Here is a 16927-nt window from a genome sequence, read left to right as displayed (position 1 = left end):
ATCCTAGGCATCTTCGTCGCACTCCGGAGCGGGGACGGCGGCATACTGGTGGGATGACGACGGCGACACGAGCGCGGACCGCGGTGGACGTGGGGATTCCCACGGTGCCGTCGGCGTCGAACGCCCCGGCCGTGCCCCCCATGGACGGGCGCCCCGACGTGCCCGAACTGGTGGACGGTTTCGGGCGGACCGCCCGCGATCTGCGGGTCTCGATCACCGAGAAGTGCTCGCTGCGTTGCACGTACTGCATGCCGGCCGAGGGGCTGCCGGCGATTCCGCCGCAGCAGCTGCTGAGCGCCGACGAGATCGTCCGACTGGTCGGCATCGCCGTGCACCGGCTGGGGGTGCGGGAGGTGCGGTTCACCGGCGGCGAACCGCTGATGCGCCGCGACCTCGAGACCATCGTCGCCGGCTGCGCCGCGGCGGCACCGGGGGTCCCACTGTCGATGACCACCAACGCCGTCGGCCTCGAACACCGCGCCGCCGCCCTCGCCCGCGCGGGCCTGTCCCGGATCAACGTCTCGTTGGACACGATCGACCGGCACCATTTCGCCGAACTCACCCGCCGCGACCGGCTGGAGTCGGTGATCGCCGGTATCCGCGCCGCGCAGGGCGCCGGACTCGCCCCGCTGAAGATCAACGCCGTGCTGATGTCCGAAACCCTCGACGGGGCCGCCGATCTGTTGCAGTGGTGCCTCGAGTCGGGCTGCGCGCTGCGGTTCATCGAGCAGATGCCGCTCGACGCCGACCACGAGTGGGCCCGCGAGAACATGGTGGACGCGCAGAGCCTGCTCGACGTGCTCGGCGAGCGCTTCGACCTGCGCGAGGTGGGCCGGGAGGACCCGTCGGCGCCCGCCGAGGAGTGGCTGGTGAACGGCGGTCCCGCGACGGTGGGGATCATCGCGTCGGTGACCCGCTCGTTCTGTGCGGACTGCGATCGCACCCGCCTCACCGCGGAGGGGACCGTCCGGTCGTGCCTGTTCAGTGACCGCGAGGTGGATCTGCGGGGCGCGCTGCGCACCGGCGCCGACGACGAAGAAGTCGCGCAGCTGTGGCGGGCCGCGATGTGGAACAAGTGGGCCGGGCACGGCATCAACGCGGCGGGATTCGTTCCCCCGCAACGCAGCATGGGGGCGATCGGTGGCTGAGACGGTGGATCCGGTGCGGGTGGCGACGCGCACCGTCGATGTCCGGTACTTCGCGGCGGCCGCCGAGGCCGCGGACCGGACGGAGGAGACGCTGTCGTTGCCGGACGGCGCCGCGCTCGCGGACCTGCGGGCGGCGCTGATCGACCGCTACGGCGAACGCATGGAGAAGATCCTCGGCGTCGCGGCCTACCTCGTCGGCTCCGACCTCACCCGCGACCTGGCCCGTCCGGTCGGCGCGCAGGTGGACGTCCTGCCGCCGTTCGCGGGCGGGTGAGCGGCCTCAGCGCCGCGCCAACCACTGATCGACTGTGACGGTGCCGAACTTGTTGTCCGGCACCAGGTTCCAGCCGTTCCGCCAGAACTCGCCCATGCCGCCGGGCATGTGGAGGTTCGTCACCCGTCCGCGCGTGCCCGTGGCGGCCTTCCACGCGAGCACCATCTCGCGCATCGTGAGCACCTCGGGACCGCCCACCACGGTCGGCTCGGCGGACGCCGGCCGTTCCGCGGTGGCGGCGTCGACGAGCGCCCGGGCCACGTCGGAGGTGTCGATCGACTGGAAGCGGGTGTGGGTGAAGGCGGGGATCACCCCGATCCGGGCGGTGGGCGCGCAGATCATGGGGACGAATTCGTGGAACTGCGTGGACCGCACGACGCGCGTCGGCAGCGCCGAGTCCCGGTACAACTGCTCCTGGCGGGTCTTGGCCCGGTAGTAGGCGAACCGCCCGCGGTCGACGCCCACGATGGACAGCAGCACCGCGCGGGAGACGCCCGCCGCCTCGGCCGCCGACAGCAGGTTCGCCGCACCGGTACTGAAAACGCCACGGGCGCTTCGGGTCTTGCCGTCCGTCGTGTCGACGACCACGTCCACGCCGTCCAGTGCGGCGGCGAGTCCGTCGCCGCTCACCAGGTCGCCGACCATGTGCCGGACGCCGTTGCTCGTTCCGCCGCGCCGGCTGAGGACGCGCACCGCCGCGCCGCGCCCCACCAGTTCGGCCACCACGGCCCGGCCGGCGACCCCCGTCCCGCCCGCCACCAGATACGTCGTCACCGTGTCCCCCGTCCGTCCGGACCTCGTCAGTGCTGTTCGCGCCACCACGTGTCGAGCGGCGTCACCGGCACCGTTCGCTTGTGCCGGGTGTTGCGGTACATCCACTCGAGCTTGTCGGCGACGTCGCTGGTGACGTCCACGCCCTCGAGGTAGTCGTCGATCTGCTGGTACGTCACCCCGAGCGCCACCTCGTCCGGCAGCGACGGCCGGTTGTCCTCGAGGTCCGCCGTCGGCACCTTCTGCCACGTGCTGTCCGGCGCCCCCAGCTCACGCAGCAGCGCGGCGCCCTGCCGCTTTGTCAGACCCGTCAGCGGGGTGACGTCCACGCCGCCGTCGCCGTACTTGGTGAAGAACCCGGTGAGCGCCTCCGCCGCGTGGTCGGTGCCGACCACGAGGTAGCCGAGCTCGCCGGCAATCGCGTACTGGATCATCATGCGTTCGCGCGCCTTGATGTTGCCGCGCACGAAGTCCCGCAACCGGTCACCGTCCTCGAGGAGATCGTGCATCGCCTGCGACGCCTCGGCGATGGTCGCATCGGCGCCCGGCTTGACGTTGACGGTCAGGGAGCGGTCGGGCGCGATGAACTTCAGCGCCGCCTGCGCGTCGTCCTCGTCGAACTGGGTACCGTACGGCAGTCGCACCGCGACGAACTCGGCGGTGTGCCCCTCGGCGCGCAGCTTCTCGGCGGCCAGCTGGGTCAGGCGTCCGGCGAGCGTGCTGTCCTGCCCGCCACTGATCCCGAGCACGAAGCCCCGGGCCGGGGTGGACCGCAGGTAGTCCGCGAGGAAATCCACGCGCCGTCGAATCTCGGTGGCAGGGTCGATCGTCGCCTGGACTCCGAGTTCCTCGATGATCTGTGCACGTGGAATCGCCATGGCAGAACTGTAGCGTCGGGTGCGCGCAGCCGTGAACCGTCACGGCAGGATGTGCGCGCGGCGCCCGATCGGCGCCGGACCAGGAACTCGGGAGACCTTTCATGAACAGCACCGGCATCCTCGTGGTGAGCGCCACCCGGGAGGAGGCGGCGCACGTGCCGGCCGGCCTCGACGTCGTCGTCACCGGCATCGGCAAGGTGGCGTCCGCGGTGGCGGTCACCCGTGCCCTCGCGCAGTACCCGCCGGAGCGGCTGCCGCTCGTGGTCAACATCGGAACCGCCGGCGCCCTGCACGCCCACCACGGCGGCCTCTACCTGCCGTCGGCGGTGCTCAACCACGACATCAGCAGCGAGGTGCTGCGGTCGCTCGGTCACCCCGTGCGCGATGTGATCGACCTCGACGACGGGGATGGCTCGGTCCTCGCGACAGGTGACTCGTTCGTCTCCGACGCCGAGGTGCGGGACGCTCTCGCGGCGCGGGCCGATCTGGTCGACATGGAGGGTTTCGCCGTCGCGTTCGCGTGCACGCAACTGGGCGCGCGGTGCCGACTCGTCAAGCACGTCAGCGACCACGCCGACGACTCCGCGATGGACTGGCCCGCGCAGGTGGACGCCAGCGCCCGCGTGCTCGCCGACTGGCTGCGCGACGCGCTGTAGCGCCGTCTCAGTTTCCGCGCAGTTGCAGACCGGTGCCGTCGGCCTGCGTCAGCTTCATGGTGGGGCCGTCGACGGTGTAGGTGACCTCACCGTCGAGGACGTGCAACACCGCTCGCTCGACGACGGCGACGTCGTCCGGACACGCGACCCGGGTGGTCGCGAGCTTCCCGAACGTGATGGTGCTGTCGCCCACGCGGACCGGGCCGCTGAAGCGGTTGCACCCGGTCGAGCCGGTGGCCTGGCCGTCCTGGCCGATCGTCAGCGTCGGGGCTGACGCCTCGATCGCGGCCGAGGTGACGACCGCATCCGGTTTGATCAGTGCGTCGACCGCCCAGGTGGTCCCGATGACGGGGCGATCAGGTTCGGTGGTCTTCTTGTCGGTGAGTATCACGGTGATGTCCTGCGACGCCAGCGTGAGGGCGTCGTCGGCCAGCGTCCACGACGGCTGCGTGGCGAACAGGTCCGTCATCCACTTGTCCGCGCCGGCCAACTCGCCGGGGCAGGTCATCATCGTGGTCGCGATCGGACCGGTCTTCACGGTTCCGTCGGAGAGGTCGACGCTGCTCACGCCCCGGTTGCAGCCCGCGCTCATGGCGATGTGATCCGGCTCCGGAAACGCGACCTCGAGCGGGCCGCCGCCGGGGATCGTCGATCCGGTCACGGAGGTCGACAGGAACGTCCGGCCCCACAGCGCGTCCGCGGGCGAGGCGGGTGTCGACACCGCCGGCGTTTCGGCCGTGGAATTGGTGTCGGCTCCGTCGGCCGTGCTGCCACACGCGCTCAGCGTGGCGGCACACAGCAAGGCGAGAGCGACCGGAAGCGTGCGCATGGCCACACCCTAGCGGGAAGCGGGGCCCGCTCCGGTGATCCTGCGCGCCAAGTCCTCCCAGGCGTCGGCGATGCGTCGGTGCGGCATCCCGGCGACCCGCAGCTGGTGCAGGACCAGGCTCGCCTCCAGCGGGGCGAGCAGTGCGGACCCCAGCAGTTCGACGTCCCCGTCGACACCGGCGTCGGTGAGCAGAGTCACGATGTGCCGCAGACTCACCGCGCGGGCCGGACTCGAGTAGCGGAACTCGGGGGAGTCCTCGGCCGCCCGAAGCACGTCGCCCTGGACCGTCACCATGTCGAGCCGCGCGCGTCCGAACGCGATCAGCCGGACGATCGGGTCCGCGCCGGGGCCGAGGGGTGGGGGACCGAACATGAACGCGTGCTGCAGCTCGCGTTCGGTGTGGTCGAGCAGCGCGTTCATCAGGCCCGACCGGCTACCGAACCGCCGGAACACGGTGCCCTTGCCGACACCGGCCTTCGCGGCGACGGCTTCCATCGTCACCGCGTCCACGCCCCGTTCCGCGACGAGTTGGGCCGCCGCGTCCAGGAGCAGTTTCCGATTGCGGGCAGCGTCACATCGCTCGGGGATCTCGGCATCCACCAGCGGAAGCAGCGGGCTGTTCACGTCACGCATCGTAGCCCAGCGGGAACATAAGTGGACCGCGGTCCGTTTGTGGTGCTATACCTGTTGCAGCTTCAACGATCGCACCACGAAGGAATCCGTCATGTCTGACACCCGCGTTCTCGTCCTGGTCGGCAGCCTGCGCGCCGGCTCCGTCAACCGTCAGGTCGCCGAGACTGCCGCAGCCGTCGCCCCCGAGGGCGTCGAGCTGACGATCTTCGAGGGCCTCGGCGCCCTGCCCTTCTACAACGAGGACGTCGACGTCCCCGGCGCCGCGATCGCCGGTGTCGACGAACTGCGTGCCGCGGCCGCCCAGGCCGACGCCCTGCTCCTGGTCACCCCGGAGTACAACGGCACCGTTCCCGCAGTCCTGAAGAACGCCATCGACTGGCTGTCGCGTCCGTACGGCGCCGGTGCCGTCAAGGACAAGCCGGTCGCCGTCATCAGCGCATCCCCGAGCCCCAACGCCGCCAAGTGGGCGCACGACGACGCCCGCAAGGCCCTCGGCGTCGCCGGCGGCAACGTCCTCGACGCCGAACTGTCCATCGGCGGCACCATCCAGAAGTTCGGCGACCTGCACCCGCGTGAGAACGCCGAGGTCGCGCAGCAGGTCGGTGGCGTCGTCGCCGCTCTGGTCGAGGCTTCCAAGGATCTCGTCAGCGCCTGACGTCCCTGTCGTCTCCAACAGCTGAAGGGTTCCTTCATGCGCTCAGAGCGCATGAAGGAACCCTTCAGCTGTATCGGGGGCCTAGGAGTCCGGCGTCCTCCATTGCCGTGTCGACGGCGGCGCGCACCGCGTCGAAGTCACCGCCCGCCGCCAGCGCCGCGGTCCGGGCCGCCTTGATCCGGTCGCGCACCTGCCCGTAGTGGGCGGTCCACGCCTCTTTGTCGGCGCGCCAGTAGCCGATGACGTGTTCGGTCAGCAGACCCAGTTCATGGCGCACCCAGCGGCGCACCTCACGCGAACAGCCCGCCTCACCGGCGAACCAGATGTACCCGGCGCCGCCGGTTGGGGCCGCAGTCATATCCGCGACGAGTAGTCGCCACGCGGTCCCGACGGGCGGGAGGTACCAGCCCGACGCGGTCGTGACGCCCAGAACCTGACCCGGTCGCGTCGGCCGGGCCCAGCGCGCGGCCGCACCGCCGTCGTGGACTGCGAAGTCGATGTCCATCTCGCACGTCTCGCAGTCCCAGCGCCGCACCGTGTATCTGCGCATCTCGGGCCGCGGGCCGTCCGCGGGGTAGTCCCACGTGTCGCCGATCGGCTGCGGCGGCCAGTCCGCGCCCTCGTCCGGAAACACCACGAGAAGGCGCTCGTCGGGGTCGCCGCTCGAGACAAATCCCGTCAGGTCGCCACCGTAGAGGGTGATTCGCTGCATGTTGGGCGTGACGCGTGCGACGTGCGACACCGCCGCGAAGCGGTAGGGACTCGGACTCGAGGGCGCGGGCAACCCTGACACAGATCGGTGGCCGCAATTCCGTCGGACGGTCGATGGTTACTTTTCAGTTAACGAACGGCCGGGTGTGCCGAGGGGCATCGTCGTGCGGGTTCCGTGCGCGGTTCCGCGTGTCGCGCCCCGGCGTGTCGTTTGCGGGCGGGCGACCTCGACGTGCGCGACGTGTGCCGGCACCCCGGTGGCGCCCGGAACGACACGCGGGGAGTGTCGCGGACCGGCTGGACCGGGCGCGCGGGGCCGACCTGCGTTCCCCGGCTGTACGGCGTGGTGGATGTGCCGGAAATCACCGCCGAACCTGTGACCCGCGACACGCCGAAGGTCTCCTGAATCGATCCCTCTGCGGGGTTTCGACCTGGGAATTTCACGAGTGCAACTCACAAGATCTCGCGCTGTGCGTATCTGTCGGCCACAAGGTGTAGTGTCTACACAGCCGAGAGGGCACAACGGGAACCAATCGAATCCCGGGCACGAAGTGGGGCCTCATCCTCGGCGCGAAGACTGCACAACCCAAGCTCGCAAGGCCATTGGAAAGAGAGACCAATATGAGCATCACCGTCTACACCAAGCCCGCCTGCGTTCAGTGCAATGCCACCTACCGCGCCCTCGACAAGGCCGGTCTCGAATACGACGTCGTCGACATCTCCGAGAACCCCGAAGCACGCGACTACGTGATGGCCCTCGGATACCTGCAGGCACCCGTTGTGGTCGCAGGCGACGACCACTGGTCGGGCTTCCGTCCGGACCGCATCAAGGACCTCACCGCAAACGCTGCGTGAGGCGCCGCGCGGCAGTGCCGCGGGGCTGATCCACGAATGAAATGGTGAACGCCGATGGCTTCGCTGGTGTACTTCTCCAGCGTGTCGGAGAACACACACCGATTCGTTCAGCGACTCGGTGTCCCCGCTACGCGGATTCCAATTCATGACCGTGAAGGCACGTTCGAAGTCGACGAACCGTACGTTCTGATCCTGCCCACCTACGGTGGCGGGACCACTGCGATGGGTCGCGACACGAGTTACGTGCCCAAGCAGGTCATCCGATTCCTCAACAACACGCACAATCGCGACCTCATTCGAGGGGTGATTGCTGCCGGCAACACGAACTTCGGCGAGTCCTACTGCTACGCGGGAAACATCGTTTCCCAGAAGTGCCGGGTCCCGTACCTGTACCGCTTCGAACTGATGGGGACAGCCGAGGATGTCCAGGCTGTCCGCGACGGCCTCGAACTATTCATGGAGAGTGAACAGTGGCACCGACAATCACAGATTCAGCCCCGGCTGGGAGTGTAGAGCGCACTGCGGCACGACCCGACGCGTCGGCGGGCGAGTTGGACTACCACGCGCTCAACGCGATGCTGAACCTGTACGGTCCCAACGGCGAGATCCAGTTCGACAAGGACGTCGCGGCCGCGAGGCAGTACTTCCTTCAGCACGTCAACCAGAACACGGTCTTCTTCCACAACCTGGACGAGAAGCTCGACTATCTGGTCGAGGAGAACTACTACGAGCCCGAGGTGCTCGACCAGTACTCCCGTGAGTTCGTGAAGTCGCTGATCGACCGCGCGTACGCCAAGAAGTTCCGGTTCCCGACCTTCCTCGGCGCCTTCAAGTACTACACCTCGTACACCCTCAAGACGTTCGACGGCAAGCGGTACCTCGAGCGCTTCGAGGACCGCGTCTGCATGGTGGCGCTGACCCTCGCCGCGGGCGACGAGACCCTCGCGACCGAACTGGTCGATGAGATCATCGCCGGTCGCTTCCAGCCGGCCACCCCGACGTTCCTCAACTCCGGCAAGAAGCAGCGCGGCGAGCCCGTCTCGTGCTTCCTGCTGCGCATCGAGGACAACATGGAGTCCATCGGTCGCTCCATCAACTCGGCCCTGCAGCTGTCCAAGCGCGGTGGCGGAGTTGCGTTGCTGCTCAGCAACGTTCGTGAGCACGGCGCCCCGATCAAGAAGATCGAGAACCAGAGCTCCGGCGTCATCCCGATCATGAAGCTGCTCGAGGACTCGTTCTCGTACGCCAACCAGCTCGGTGCCCGTCAGGGCGCGGGCGCGGTGTACCTGCACGCGCACCACCCGGACATCTACCGCTTCCTCGACACCAAGCGCGAGAACGCGGACGAGAAGATCCGCATCAAGACGCTGTCGCTGGGTGTCGTGATCCCGGACATCACGTTCGAGCTCGCGAAGAAGAACGAGGACATGTACCTGTTCTCGCCGTACGACGTCGAGCGCATCTACGGTGTGCCGTTCGCGGACATCAACGTCACCGAGAAGTACCACGAGATGGTCGACGACAAGCGGATCCGCAAGTCGAAGATCAAGGCGCGCGAGTTCTTCCAGACCCTCGCCGAGCTGCAGTTCGAGTCGGGCTACCCGTACATCATGTTCGAGGACACGGTGAACCGGGCCAACCCGATCGACGGCAAGATCACGCACTCGAACCTGTGCTCGGAGATCCTGCAGGTCTCGACGCCGTCGACGTTCAACGACGACCTGTCCTACAGCCATGTCGGCAAGGACATCTCGTGCAACCTCGGCTCGCTCAACATCGCGCTGACGATGGACTCGCCGGACTTCGCGAAGACCATCGAGACCTCGATCCGCGCGCTCACCGCCGTCTCGGACCAGACGCACATCTACTCGGTTCCGTCGATCGAGCAGGGCAACAACGACTCTCACGCGATCGGCCTGGGGCAGATGAACCTGCACGGCTACCTCGCGCGTGAGCGGATCTTCTACGGCTCCGAAGAGGGCATCGACTTCACGAACATCTACTTCTACTCGGTCGTGTACCACGCGATCCGGGCGTCGAACCTGATCGCGAAGGAGCGCGGCACCCACTTCAAGGGCTTCCCGCAGTCCGACTACGCGTCCGGCAAGTACTTCGACAAGTACACCGACCAGGTGTGGGAGCCCAAGACCGAGAAGGTACGGCAGCTGTTCGCGGACGCCGGCATCCACATCCCCACGCAGGACGACTGGCGCGAGCTGAAGGCGTCGGTGCAGCAGTACGGCATCTACAACCAGAACCTGCAGGCCGTCCCGCCGACCGGATCGATCTCGTACATCAACAACTCCACCAGCTCCATCCACCCGGTGGCCGCGAAGATCGAGATCCGCAAGGAAGGCAAGATCGGTCGCGTCTACTACCCGGCGCCCTACCTGACGAACGACAACCTGGAGTACTACCAGGACGCGTACGAGATCGGGTACGAGAAGATCATCGACACCTACGCCGCAGCCACGCAGCACGTCGACCAGGGCCTGTCGCTGACGCTGTTCTTCAAGGACACCGCCACCACGCGTGACGTCAACCGCGCGCAGATCTACGCGTGGCGCAAGGGAATCAAGACGCTGTACTACATCCGCCTGCGTCAGATGGCGCTCGAGGGGACTGAGGTGGAGGGTTGCGTCTCGTGCATGTTGTGATTGCCAATTCTCAAGCCCTGCAACGAAACTCGAAGAGGGAAGAACGATGACCTCCGCTCCCAACGTGCATTCTCCGGCCGACGGCACGCGCATCAAGCTGATCGACCGCGTCTCGGCGATCAACTGGAACCGCGTCCCCGACGAGAAGGACTCGGAGGTGTGGGACCGCCTCACGGGCAACTTCTGGCTGCCGGAGAAGGTGCCGGTGTCCAACGACATCCAGTCGTGGGCCACGCTCACCCCGAACGAGCAGCAGCTCACGATGCGCGTGTTCACCGGCCTCACGCTGCTGGACACGATCCAGGGCACCGTCGGCGCCGTGAGCCTCATCCCCGACGCGGTCACCCCGCACGAGGAGGCGGTGCTCACCAACATCGCGTTCATGGAGTCCGTGCACGCCAAGAGCTACTCGCAGATCTTCTCGACGCTGTGCACCACGCGGGAGATCGACGATGCGTTCCGCTGGTCGGAGGAGAACCCGAACCTGCAGCGCAAGGCGCAGATCGTCCTCGACTACTACAAGGGTGACGACCCGCTCAAGCGCAAGGTCGCCTCGACGCTGCTCGAGTCGTTCCTGTTCTACTCGGGCTTCTACCTGCCGATGTACTGGTCGTCGCGGGCCAAGCTCACCAACACGGCCGACATGATCCGCCTGATCATCCGCGACGAGGCGGTGCACGGCTACTACATCGGCTACAAGTACCAGCGCGGGCTCGAGCAGCTCAGCCAGGCCGAGCGCGACGACCTCAAGAACTACACGTTCGAGCTGCTGTTCGAGCTGTACGACAACGAGGTGGAGTACACCCAGGACCTGTACGACGAGGTCGGGCTCACCGAGGACGTCAAGAAGTTCCTGCGCTACAACGCCAACAAGGCGCTGATGAACCTCGGCTACGAGGGCCTGTTCCCGAAGGACGAGACGGACGTCAACCCGGCGATCCTGTCGGCCCTGTCGCCGAACGCGGACGAGAACCACGACTTCTTCTCGGGGTCGGGTTCGAGCTACGTCATCGGCAAGGCCGTCAACACCGAGGACGAGGACTGGGACTTCTAGCTTCCCGCCACCCGCTGTGGCCGAATGTCACATTCGTTCAGCACAACTGAACCGATGTGACATTCGGCCATCGGCGTTTCAGGGCGCGGCGTGAAGGGCGGCGACGTCCCGGCGCCGGACGACAGCCGGCGAGCCGTCGTAATCGCCCAGCCACGGACTGTCGGAGAAGGTCGCGACCGCGTCGAGCGCCCCGAGCAGCCACCACTTCAGCAGGTAGCCGAGCGTCGGCCACGAACCGTCGGACGGACGGATCACGCACAGGCCGAACAATGCCTTGCCGACGGTCGCGTGGACGATGCGCTGCAGCACGACGCGATCCGCGAGCGACGCCGCGATCCAGCCGATGGGCAGCGCGAGCGCGGCCCAGTCCCCGATGTCCGGTATGTCCATGCACACGGCCATGGCAGCCAGGCCCACCGCTACGTGCAGGACCCAGTCGACGACGAACGCGATCGCCTGACGCAGATCGCGTGGCGACGGATACCGCGGGTCGCCCGACTCGCCGTGCTTGTCCGGACTTTCCACCGGCGCCGCCGCCGTGTCCGGGGGAGTGGTCGCGTCGAACCCAGATGTGGTCACCGGAGAAGGGTGACGGATGGAGCGGCGAAAGGCAATGGCGGGAGCGGGTTTCGATCGACCCGTTGTGGCGGTCGGTGCGGCGCGCCTACTGTCGAAAGGGTAGGACTCGCAACCGACGACAGCGCCCGACGTCAATCGAGGAGACGGCAATGAGTGGTCGAGTAGTGCATTTCGAGGTCCCGTTCGACGACGGTGACCGGGCCCGCAACTTCTACCGGCAGGCGTTCGACTGGAACCTCATCGAGATGCCCGAACTGAACTACACCGGCGTGGCGACCGGACCGGCCGCCGAATCGGGGATGCCGGCCGAGCCCGGGTACATCGGGGGTGGCATGTTCGAGCGTTCCGAGCAGTCCCCGACCGGCCCGGTCATCACCATCAACGTCGAGGACATCGATGCCGCGCTGGCCAAGATCGAGTCGTTGGGCGGTGCGACGGTGTCGGCGAAACAACCGGTGGGGGACATGGGGTTCGCCGCCTACTTCCGGGACACCGAGGGCAACGTCATGGGGCTGTGGGAGACGGCGCAGGGCTGAGCTCTCAACCCTGCGCGAACCACGCGTGTTCGTCGTCGCGCAGGGCCGTGGCGATGCGCCGCTTCGACGACGAGGTCATGTCGGGCGGCAGGGCGTCGGGGGAGAACCAGCGCACGTCGAGGTTCTCGTCGTCCGCGACGCGAGCCTCACCCGACACCGCCCGGGCGAGGAAGCACACGTCGAGGTAGCTGGCGATGTCGCCGTTGGGGTACGTGACGGGGCCGGCGGCGCCGACGCTGATGACACGCACCAGTTCCGCCTCGAGTCCGGTCTCCTCGCGGATCTCCCGGAGCACCGCCGGTCCGGGGTCCTCGCCGGGTTCGAGGATCCCGGAGACCACGGCCCACAGGCCGTTGTCGGCGCGCCGGGTGAGCAGAAGTCGGCCGTCGTCGTCGAGCAAGACGACGCTGACCCCCGGCAGCCACAGCGGGTCGTGTCCGACGTGTTCCCGCAGCGCCGCAACGAATTCCGGTACCGGCATCGGTGGCTCCTAGCTGACGTACCCGTTGAGGCTTTCCTGGAGGTCGGTGAGAACCGCGCGGGCCGCGACCACGCCGTTGCCGGCGTTCCACACCTCGTCGTCGACGGCGAAGACACGGCTGTCGGTGACCGCACCGAGGTTGTACCAGGCGTCCGACTCCATCACCGACGTGCCGTATTCGAGGCCGCCCGGCCCGTCGAAACTGACGTAGATCAGGTCGCCCTCGGCCGCCGACAGACCGCCGAGGTCGTCGATGTCCTTCGACGCCACCTCGATTCGCTGGTAGGGCGGACGCTGGACGTTCGCGTCGGCGAGCACCTGGCCGGAGAACGACCCGGGGCCCTCGATCGCGGCCGCGTCGGACCTGAACCGGATCACCGATGCCTGCGTCTGGCGCGCGTTGATCTCGGTGCCGATCCGCGCGGCGTCCGCGGTGTACGCGTCGAGTGCCTGCCGCGCCGCACCGGACCGTCCGAGCGCCTTGCCGGCCGCGAGGAACCGCGACTTCCACTGGACCGGATCGTCGCCGACGAAGACGGTGGGCGCGACGGTCTTCAGGCGGTCGGCGAGCTCGGGGGACGCCGGTGCCGATCCGAGGATCAGGTCCGGCGCCGCCTCCGCGATCCGGTCGACGTCCGGTGCCGACTCCGGGCCGACGCTGGGCAGCAACGAGATTCCGGTACCGAGGTACGCCGGCTGCGGGGTCTCGCCGTCCGACGTCGCCGCGCCGACCACGCGCTCCCACAGGCCCAGTGCGCACACCGAATCCATTGCGGCGCCGTCGAGGACGACGATGCGTCGCGGATCGGTGGCGCCGGGGTCGGCCGGGGTGGGCGTCGCGCAGGCGGCGCGGGTGTCGCGTTCGACGCTGACGACACCCGCGCCCGCGATCTTGGTGGTGGTCCGCACGATGGTGCTCGCGTCGTCGTCCGCCGAGTCACCGCACCCGGTGAGTCCCAGGAGAACCGCCGACGCTGCGATCACGGCGACGGCGGCGCGGCGGACGGTGCGAACGGGCTGGGAACTGGACAATGCGACGACTTCCTGTTCGGCGAGCGCGGCGTGTGCGGGCCGATCCAGGTTAGCTGTTGTGCGGGTCCACCCCGAACGCCTCCGCGAGGTCGTCGAGGATCTCGTGCGCGCCCTGGATGCTGACCGGCGTCATCCACATCGCGTCGTCGACGTTCACGATCCGGCCCTTCAGCGTTCCCCACAGCGGGTTCTGCAGGAAGGCCTGCGCCGCTTCGAGCGACTTGCCGGCGGGATCCTCGTACGTCGCGACGAAGATGACGTCGGCGTCGGCCTCGTTGATCCGCTCCGGGCTGATCGCGTTCATGATGCTGCCGGCGTCCGCGGGATCCGGTCCCTGGCTGGCCGGACGGGCCAGTCCGGCGTCGGCGAGGACGATGCCGCTGAACGACGTCGTCCGGTAGAGGCGGGCGGTCGGCTCACCGGCGAAGCGGACGACCGAGACCGCCGGGTTGTTCGCCTTGGCGTTGATCTCGTCGCCGATCGCCTTCGCGCGGGCCTCGTACTCGCCGATCTTCTGCTCCGCGAGGTCCTCCTTGCCGAGGGCCCGTGCGACGAGTCGGATGTTGTCCTTCCACGTGGGTCCGGTCGACTGAGAGAACACCGTCGGCGCGAGCGCGGAGAGCGCCTCGTAGTTCTTTCCGTCGCGCACCTCGGCCGAGAGGATCAGGTCGGGCTGCAACTCGGCGACCTTCTCGAGGCTGGCGTTCGACACCTTGCCGACCGAGACGGCGTCGGCGGCGTACTCCGTACGGGCGTCGCCGAGGTAGTCGGGCAGGCCCTGCTCGCGATAGTCGACGTAGCCGACGAGCGGCGACTCGAGGAGGAGGACGGCGTCGGCGTAGCTGTTGTCGAGGGTGACGATGCGCTGCGGCTGCGCGTCGATGTTCGCCGCACCGCGGAAGTGCTCGACGGTCCGCGGGAACTCGGTCGAGGCCGTGGTCGTTGTCTCGTCGGTGTCTGCGGTGGTGTCGGAGGACGAGCAGCCGGTGAGGGTCAGGCTGACCGCCACTCCCGCAGCGGCAAGTGAGGTGAGGACGCGTCGGGGCGATCTGAACACGAGTGGAGCTCCAGGAAGATAAGGTGAGGCTTGGTTAAGTAAGGGGTACCTTAACAGCATCCTGAATGTTGTCCGGTGCTGTCGCCGGCGACGTGCTCACGTCTTCCCGAGTCGGACATGCTCGACACGCCCATCGCGGCGGGTTGCGTGGGCGATCGAGGACTAAAGTCCTGCTCGCGGCCCTATCAGGTGGTGGTGGAAGGGCCCGTGTACGACAGGGAGTAGGACCCGGTCCGCGAGGCGCGAAAGCACCGTCTACGATTCGATGAGCGCAAGCCAGAGAACGTCTGCCTCGAGCATGGGGTGGGGGTTCGGAGCGAGCCTGCGGAGCGACCAAGGGCACATTCAGGAGGATCAGTGACTGCCGTAGCGCCCCAGCCAGTCCCAGAGATAGCAGCGAGGCCGTACCCGCCGCGGCAGGGACCCAAGGGCTCGTTCATTTACAAGATGGTGACGACCACTGATCCCAAGGTGCTCGGGATCATGTACCTGGTCACCTCTTTCGCGTTCTTCCTCATCGGCGGCCTGATGGCGCTGCTGATGCGCACCGAGCTCGCAGTTCCTGGCCTGCAGTTCCTGTCGAACGAGCAGTTCAACCAGCTGTTCACGATGCACGGCACGATCATGCTGCTGCTGTACGCGACCCCGGTCGTGTTCGGCTTCGCGAACTACATCGTCCCGCTGCAGATCGGCGCTCCCGACGTGGCGTTCCCGCGTCTGAACGCGTTCAGCTACTGGCTGTACCTCTTCGGCGCGATCATCACCACGGCCGGCTTCATCACCCCGGGTGGTGCCGCCGACTTCGGTTGGACCGCCTACACCCCGCTGACCAGCTCGCTGCACTCGCCGGGCATGGGCGCCGACCTGTGGATCATGGGTCTCGCCGTCGCCGGCCTGGGCACCATCCTCGGTGGCGTCAACTTCATCACCACCATCGCGTGCCTGCGCGCCCCCGGCATGACCATGTTCCGCATGCCGATCTTCACGTGGAACATCCTCATCACCAGCGTCCTCATCCTGCTGGCGTTCCCGCTGCTGACCGCCGCCTTCATGGGTCTGTTCGTCGACCGTCACCTCGGTGGCCACATCTTCGATCCGGCCACCGGTGGCGTCCTGCTGTGGCAGCACCTGTTCTGGTTCTTCGGTCACCCCGAGGTGTACATCATCGCGCTGCCGTTCTTCGGCATCGTCTCGGAGATCTTCCCGGTCTTCTCGCGTAAGCCGATCTTCGGCTACAGCGGCCTGGTCTACGCCACCATGGGCATCGCGGCCCTGTCGATCGCCGTGTGGGCGCACCACATGTACGCCACCGGCGCGGTTCTGCTGCCGTTCTTCTCCTTCATGACGTTCCTCATCGCGGTCCCGACCGGTGTGAAGTTCTTCAACTGGATCGGCACGATGTGGAAGGGACAGCTCACGTTCGAGACGCCGATGCTGTTCTCCGTCGGCTTCCTCGTGACCTTCCTCTTCGGTGGCCTGTCGGGCGTTCTGCTCGCGAGCCCGCCGATCGACTTCCACGTCACCGACTCGTACTTCGTGATCGCGCACTTCCACTACGTGCTCTTCGGCACCATCGTGTTCGCCACCTACGCGGGCATCTACTTCTGGTTCCCGAAGATGACCGGCCGCATGATGGACGAGCGCCTCGGCAAGTGGCACTTCTGGACCACCTTCGTCGGCTTCCACACCACCTTCCTGGTCCAGCACTGGCTGGGCAACGAGGGCATGCCGCGTCGTTACGCCGACTACCTGCCGTCCGACGGCTTCACCACGCTGAACACCGTCTCCACGATCGGCTCGTTCATCCTCGGTGCCTCGACGCTGCCGTTCCTGTGGAACGTCTTCAAGAGCTACCGCTACGGCGAGGTCGTCAAGGTCGACGACCCGTGGGGCTACGGCAACTCGCTCGAGTGGGCCACCAGCTGCCCGCCGCCGCGCCACAACTTCACCGAGCTGCCCCGGATCCGTTCGGAGCGTCCGGCATTCGAGCTGCACTACCCGCACATGGTCGACCGCATGCGCGCCGAGGCCCATGTCGGACCGGGCCACGGCGGCAAGCACGCCACCGCAGTGCTCGAGGACAGCAAGTCCTGACGGACCGCAGGGTCCCTGCTCTACCGG

The 16927-nt window shown here is 67.6% G+C and carries 19 protein-coding genes; 10 read left to right on the top strand and 9 right to left on the bottom strand.

Annotated elements, in window-relative coordinates; translation table 11 throughout:
* The first annotated feature begins 53 nt into the window (after nucleotides 1-53).
* Both moaA and ABTV10_RS17295 read left to right on the top strand, forming a co-directional pair.
* Nucleotides 54-1148: a GTP 3',8-cyclase MoaA gene (moaA, locus tag ABTV10_RS17300; RefSeq protein ID WP_499028805.1), complete on the top strand. Its 1095-nt coding sequence runs from the start codon at nucleotides 54-56 to the stop codon at nucleotides 1146-1148.
* Complete coding sequence (locus ABTV10_RS17295; protein ID WP_433605880.1) at nucleotides 1141-1422, top strand: MoaD/ThiS family protein; 282 nt, start codon at nucleotides 1141-1143, stop codon at nucleotides 1420-1422. The genes moaA and ABTV10_RS17295 overlap by 8 nt, the downstream gene beginning before the upstream one ends.
* A gap of 6 nt (nucleotides 1423-1428) precedes the next feature.
* On the opposite strand, the gene ABTV10_RS17290 is transcribed toward ABTV10_RS17295, so the two are convergent.
* Together ABTV10_RS17290 and nadE are read right to left on the bottom strand one after the other, a co-directional pair.
* Nucleotides 1429-2196: an SDR family oxidoreductase gene (locus ABTV10_RS17290; protein WP_499028804.1), complete on the bottom strand. Its 768-nt coding sequence runs from the start codon at nucleotides 2194-2196 to the stop codon at nucleotides 1429-1431.
* 26 nt (nucleotides 2197-2222) lie between these two features.
* Entirely contained in the window at nucleotides 2223-3071 is an 849-nt protein-coding gene (gene nadE, locus ABTV10_RS17285) for an NAD(+) synthase (protein ID WP_499028802.1), read from the bottom strand.
* A 101-nt stretch (nucleotides 3072-3172) separates the two neighbouring features.
* Between nadE and ABTV10_RS17280 the strand changes: the two genes are divergently transcribed.
* Nucleotides 3173-3727, top strand: coding sequence for a nucleosidase (locus ABTV10_RS17280; RefSeq protein WP_499028800.1), 555 nt, complete (start codon nucleotides 3173-3175; stop codon nucleotides 3725-3727).
* Nucleotides 3728-3734: 7 nt separating this feature from the next.
* Here ABTV10_RS17280 and ABTV10_RS17275 read toward each other — a convergent pair whose 3' ends face one another.
* Together ABTV10_RS17275 and ABTV10_RS17270 are read right to left on the bottom strand one after the other, a co-directional pair.
* On the bottom strand, nucleotides 3735-4556 hold the full coding sequence (locus ABTV10_RS17275) for an META domain-containing protein (RefSeq protein ID WP_499028798.1): 822 nt from the start codon (nucleotides 4554-4556) through the stop codon (nucleotides 3735-3737).
* Nucleotides 4557-4565: 9 nt separating this feature from the next.
* Nucleotides 4566-5180, bottom strand: coding sequence for a TetR/AcrR family transcriptional regulator (locus ABTV10_RS17270; RefSeq protein WP_499028796.1), 615 nt, complete (start codon nucleotides 5178-5180; stop codon nucleotides 4566-4568).
* 100 nt (nucleotides 5181-5280) lie between these two features.
* Here ABTV10_RS17270 and ABTV10_RS17265 point away from each other — a divergent pair, with 100 nt between their 5' ends.
* Nucleotides 5281-5844, top strand: a complete 564-nt coding sequence (locus ABTV10_RS17265; RefSeq protein ID WP_499028794.1) for an NADPH-dependent FMN reductase — start codon at nucleotides 5281-5283, stop codon at nucleotides 5842-5844.
* Between the two features lie 64 nt (nucleotides 5845-5908).
* Here the strand turns inward: ABTV10_RS17265 and ABTV10_RS17260 are convergent, their stop codons facing one another.
* Nucleotides 5909-6586 carry a siderophore-interacting protein gene (locus ABTV10_RS17260; RefSeq protein WP_499028792.1) on the bottom strand — a complete coding sequence of 226 codons (678 nt, stop codon included), beginning with the start codon at nucleotides 6584-6586 and terminating at the stop codon, nucleotides 5909-5911.
* Nucleotides 6587-7176: 590 nt separating this feature from the next.
* Between ABTV10_RS17260 and ABTV10_RS17255 the strand changes: the two genes are divergently transcribed.
* Genes ABTV10_RS17255 through nrdF form a run of 4 tightly spaced genes read left to right on the top strand, consistent with a single transcriptional unit; the run spans nucleotide 7177 to nucleotide 11121 of the window.
* A complete protein-coding gene (locus ABTV10_RS17255; protein ID WP_280761381.1) occupies nucleotides 7177-7410 on the top strand; it encodes a redoxin NrdH in 234 nt (77 codons plus the stop codon).
* A 54-nt stretch (nucleotides 7411-7464) separates the two neighbouring features.
* Nucleotides 7465-7923, top strand: coding sequence for a class Ib ribonucleoside-diphosphate reductase assembly flavoprotein NrdI (gene nrdI, locus ABTV10_RS17250; RefSeq protein ID WP_433605863.1), 459 nt, complete (start codon nucleotides 7465-7467; stop codon nucleotides 7921-7923).
* Nucleotides 7924-7961: 38 nt separating this feature from the next.
* Nucleotides 7962-10067 (top strand): class 1b ribonucleoside-diphosphate reductase subunit alpha, encoded by a 2106-nt coding sequence (gene nrdE, locus ABTV10_RS17245; protein WP_499028789.1) that lies wholly within the window; start codon nucleotides 7962-7964, stop codon nucleotides 10065-10067.
* 46 nt (nucleotides 10068-10113) lie between these two features.
* A complete protein-coding gene (gene nrdF, locus ABTV10_RS17240) occupies nucleotides 10114-11121 on the top strand; it encodes a class 1b ribonucleoside-diphosphate reductase subunit beta (protein ID WP_433605859.1) in 1008 nt (335 codons plus the stop codon).
* A gap of 78 nt (nucleotides 11122-11199) precedes the next feature.
* On the opposite strand, the gene ABTV10_RS17235 is transcribed toward nrdF, so the two are convergent.
* Nucleotides 11200-11700 (bottom strand): RDD family protein, encoded by a 501-nt coding sequence (locus ABTV10_RS17235; RefSeq protein ID WP_499028787.1) that lies wholly within the window; start codon nucleotides 11698-11700, stop codon nucleotides 11200-11202.
* 149 nt (nucleotides 11701-11849) lie between these two features.
* Here ABTV10_RS17235 and ABTV10_RS17230 point away from each other — a divergent pair, with 149 nt between their 5' ends.
* Entirely contained in the window at nucleotides 11850-12236 is a 387-nt protein-coding gene (locus ABTV10_RS17230; RefSeq protein ID WP_433605855.1) for a VOC family protein, read from the top strand.
* A gap of 4 nt (nucleotides 12237-12240) precedes the next feature.
* Here ABTV10_RS17230 and ABTV10_RS17225 read toward each other — a convergent pair whose 3' ends face one another.
* From ABTV10_RS17225 to ABTV10_RS17215, 3 genes are read right to left on the bottom strand one after another with little or no spacing between them, the layout of a single operon-like run.
* Nucleotides 12241-12717, bottom strand: coding sequence for an NUDIX hydrolase (locus tag ABTV10_RS17225; protein ID WP_499028786.1), 477 nt, complete (start codon nucleotides 12715-12717; stop codon nucleotides 12241-12243).
* Between the two features lie 9 nt (nucleotides 12718-12726).
* Nucleotides 12727-13749: an ABC transporter substrate-binding protein gene (locus ABTV10_RS17220; RefSeq protein WP_499028784.1), complete on the bottom strand. Its 1023-nt coding sequence runs from the start codon at nucleotides 13747-13749 to the stop codon at nucleotides 12727-12729.
* A gap of 49 nt (nucleotides 13750-13798) precedes the next feature.
* Nucleotides 13799-14806, bottom strand: coding sequence for an ABC transporter substrate-binding protein (locus tag ABTV10_RS17215; RefSeq protein ID WP_499028782.1), 1008 nt, complete (start codon nucleotides 14804-14806; stop codon nucleotides 13799-13801).
* Nucleotides 14807-15253: 447 nt separating this feature from the next.
* Here ABTV10_RS17215 and ctaD point away from each other — a divergent pair, with 447 nt between their 5' ends.
* On the top strand, nucleotides 15254-16900 hold the full coding sequence (ctaD, locus tag ABTV10_RS17210; protein WP_499028780.1) for an aa3-type cytochrome oxidase subunit I: 1647 nt from the start codon (nucleotides 15254-15256) through the stop codon (nucleotides 16898-16900).
* The last annotated feature ends 27 nt before the right edge of the window (nucleotides 16901-16927 follow it).

It is taken from the genome of Paraburkholderia sp. RHO2 (assembly GCF_050955445.1).
Taxonomy (GTDB): Bacteria; Actinomycetota; Actinomycetes; order Mycobacteriales; family Mycobacteriaceae; genus Prescottella; species Prescottella agglutinans_A.
Note: the sequence above shows the minus strand (reverse complement) of the source record. Positions and strands in the feature narration are given on the sequence as shown.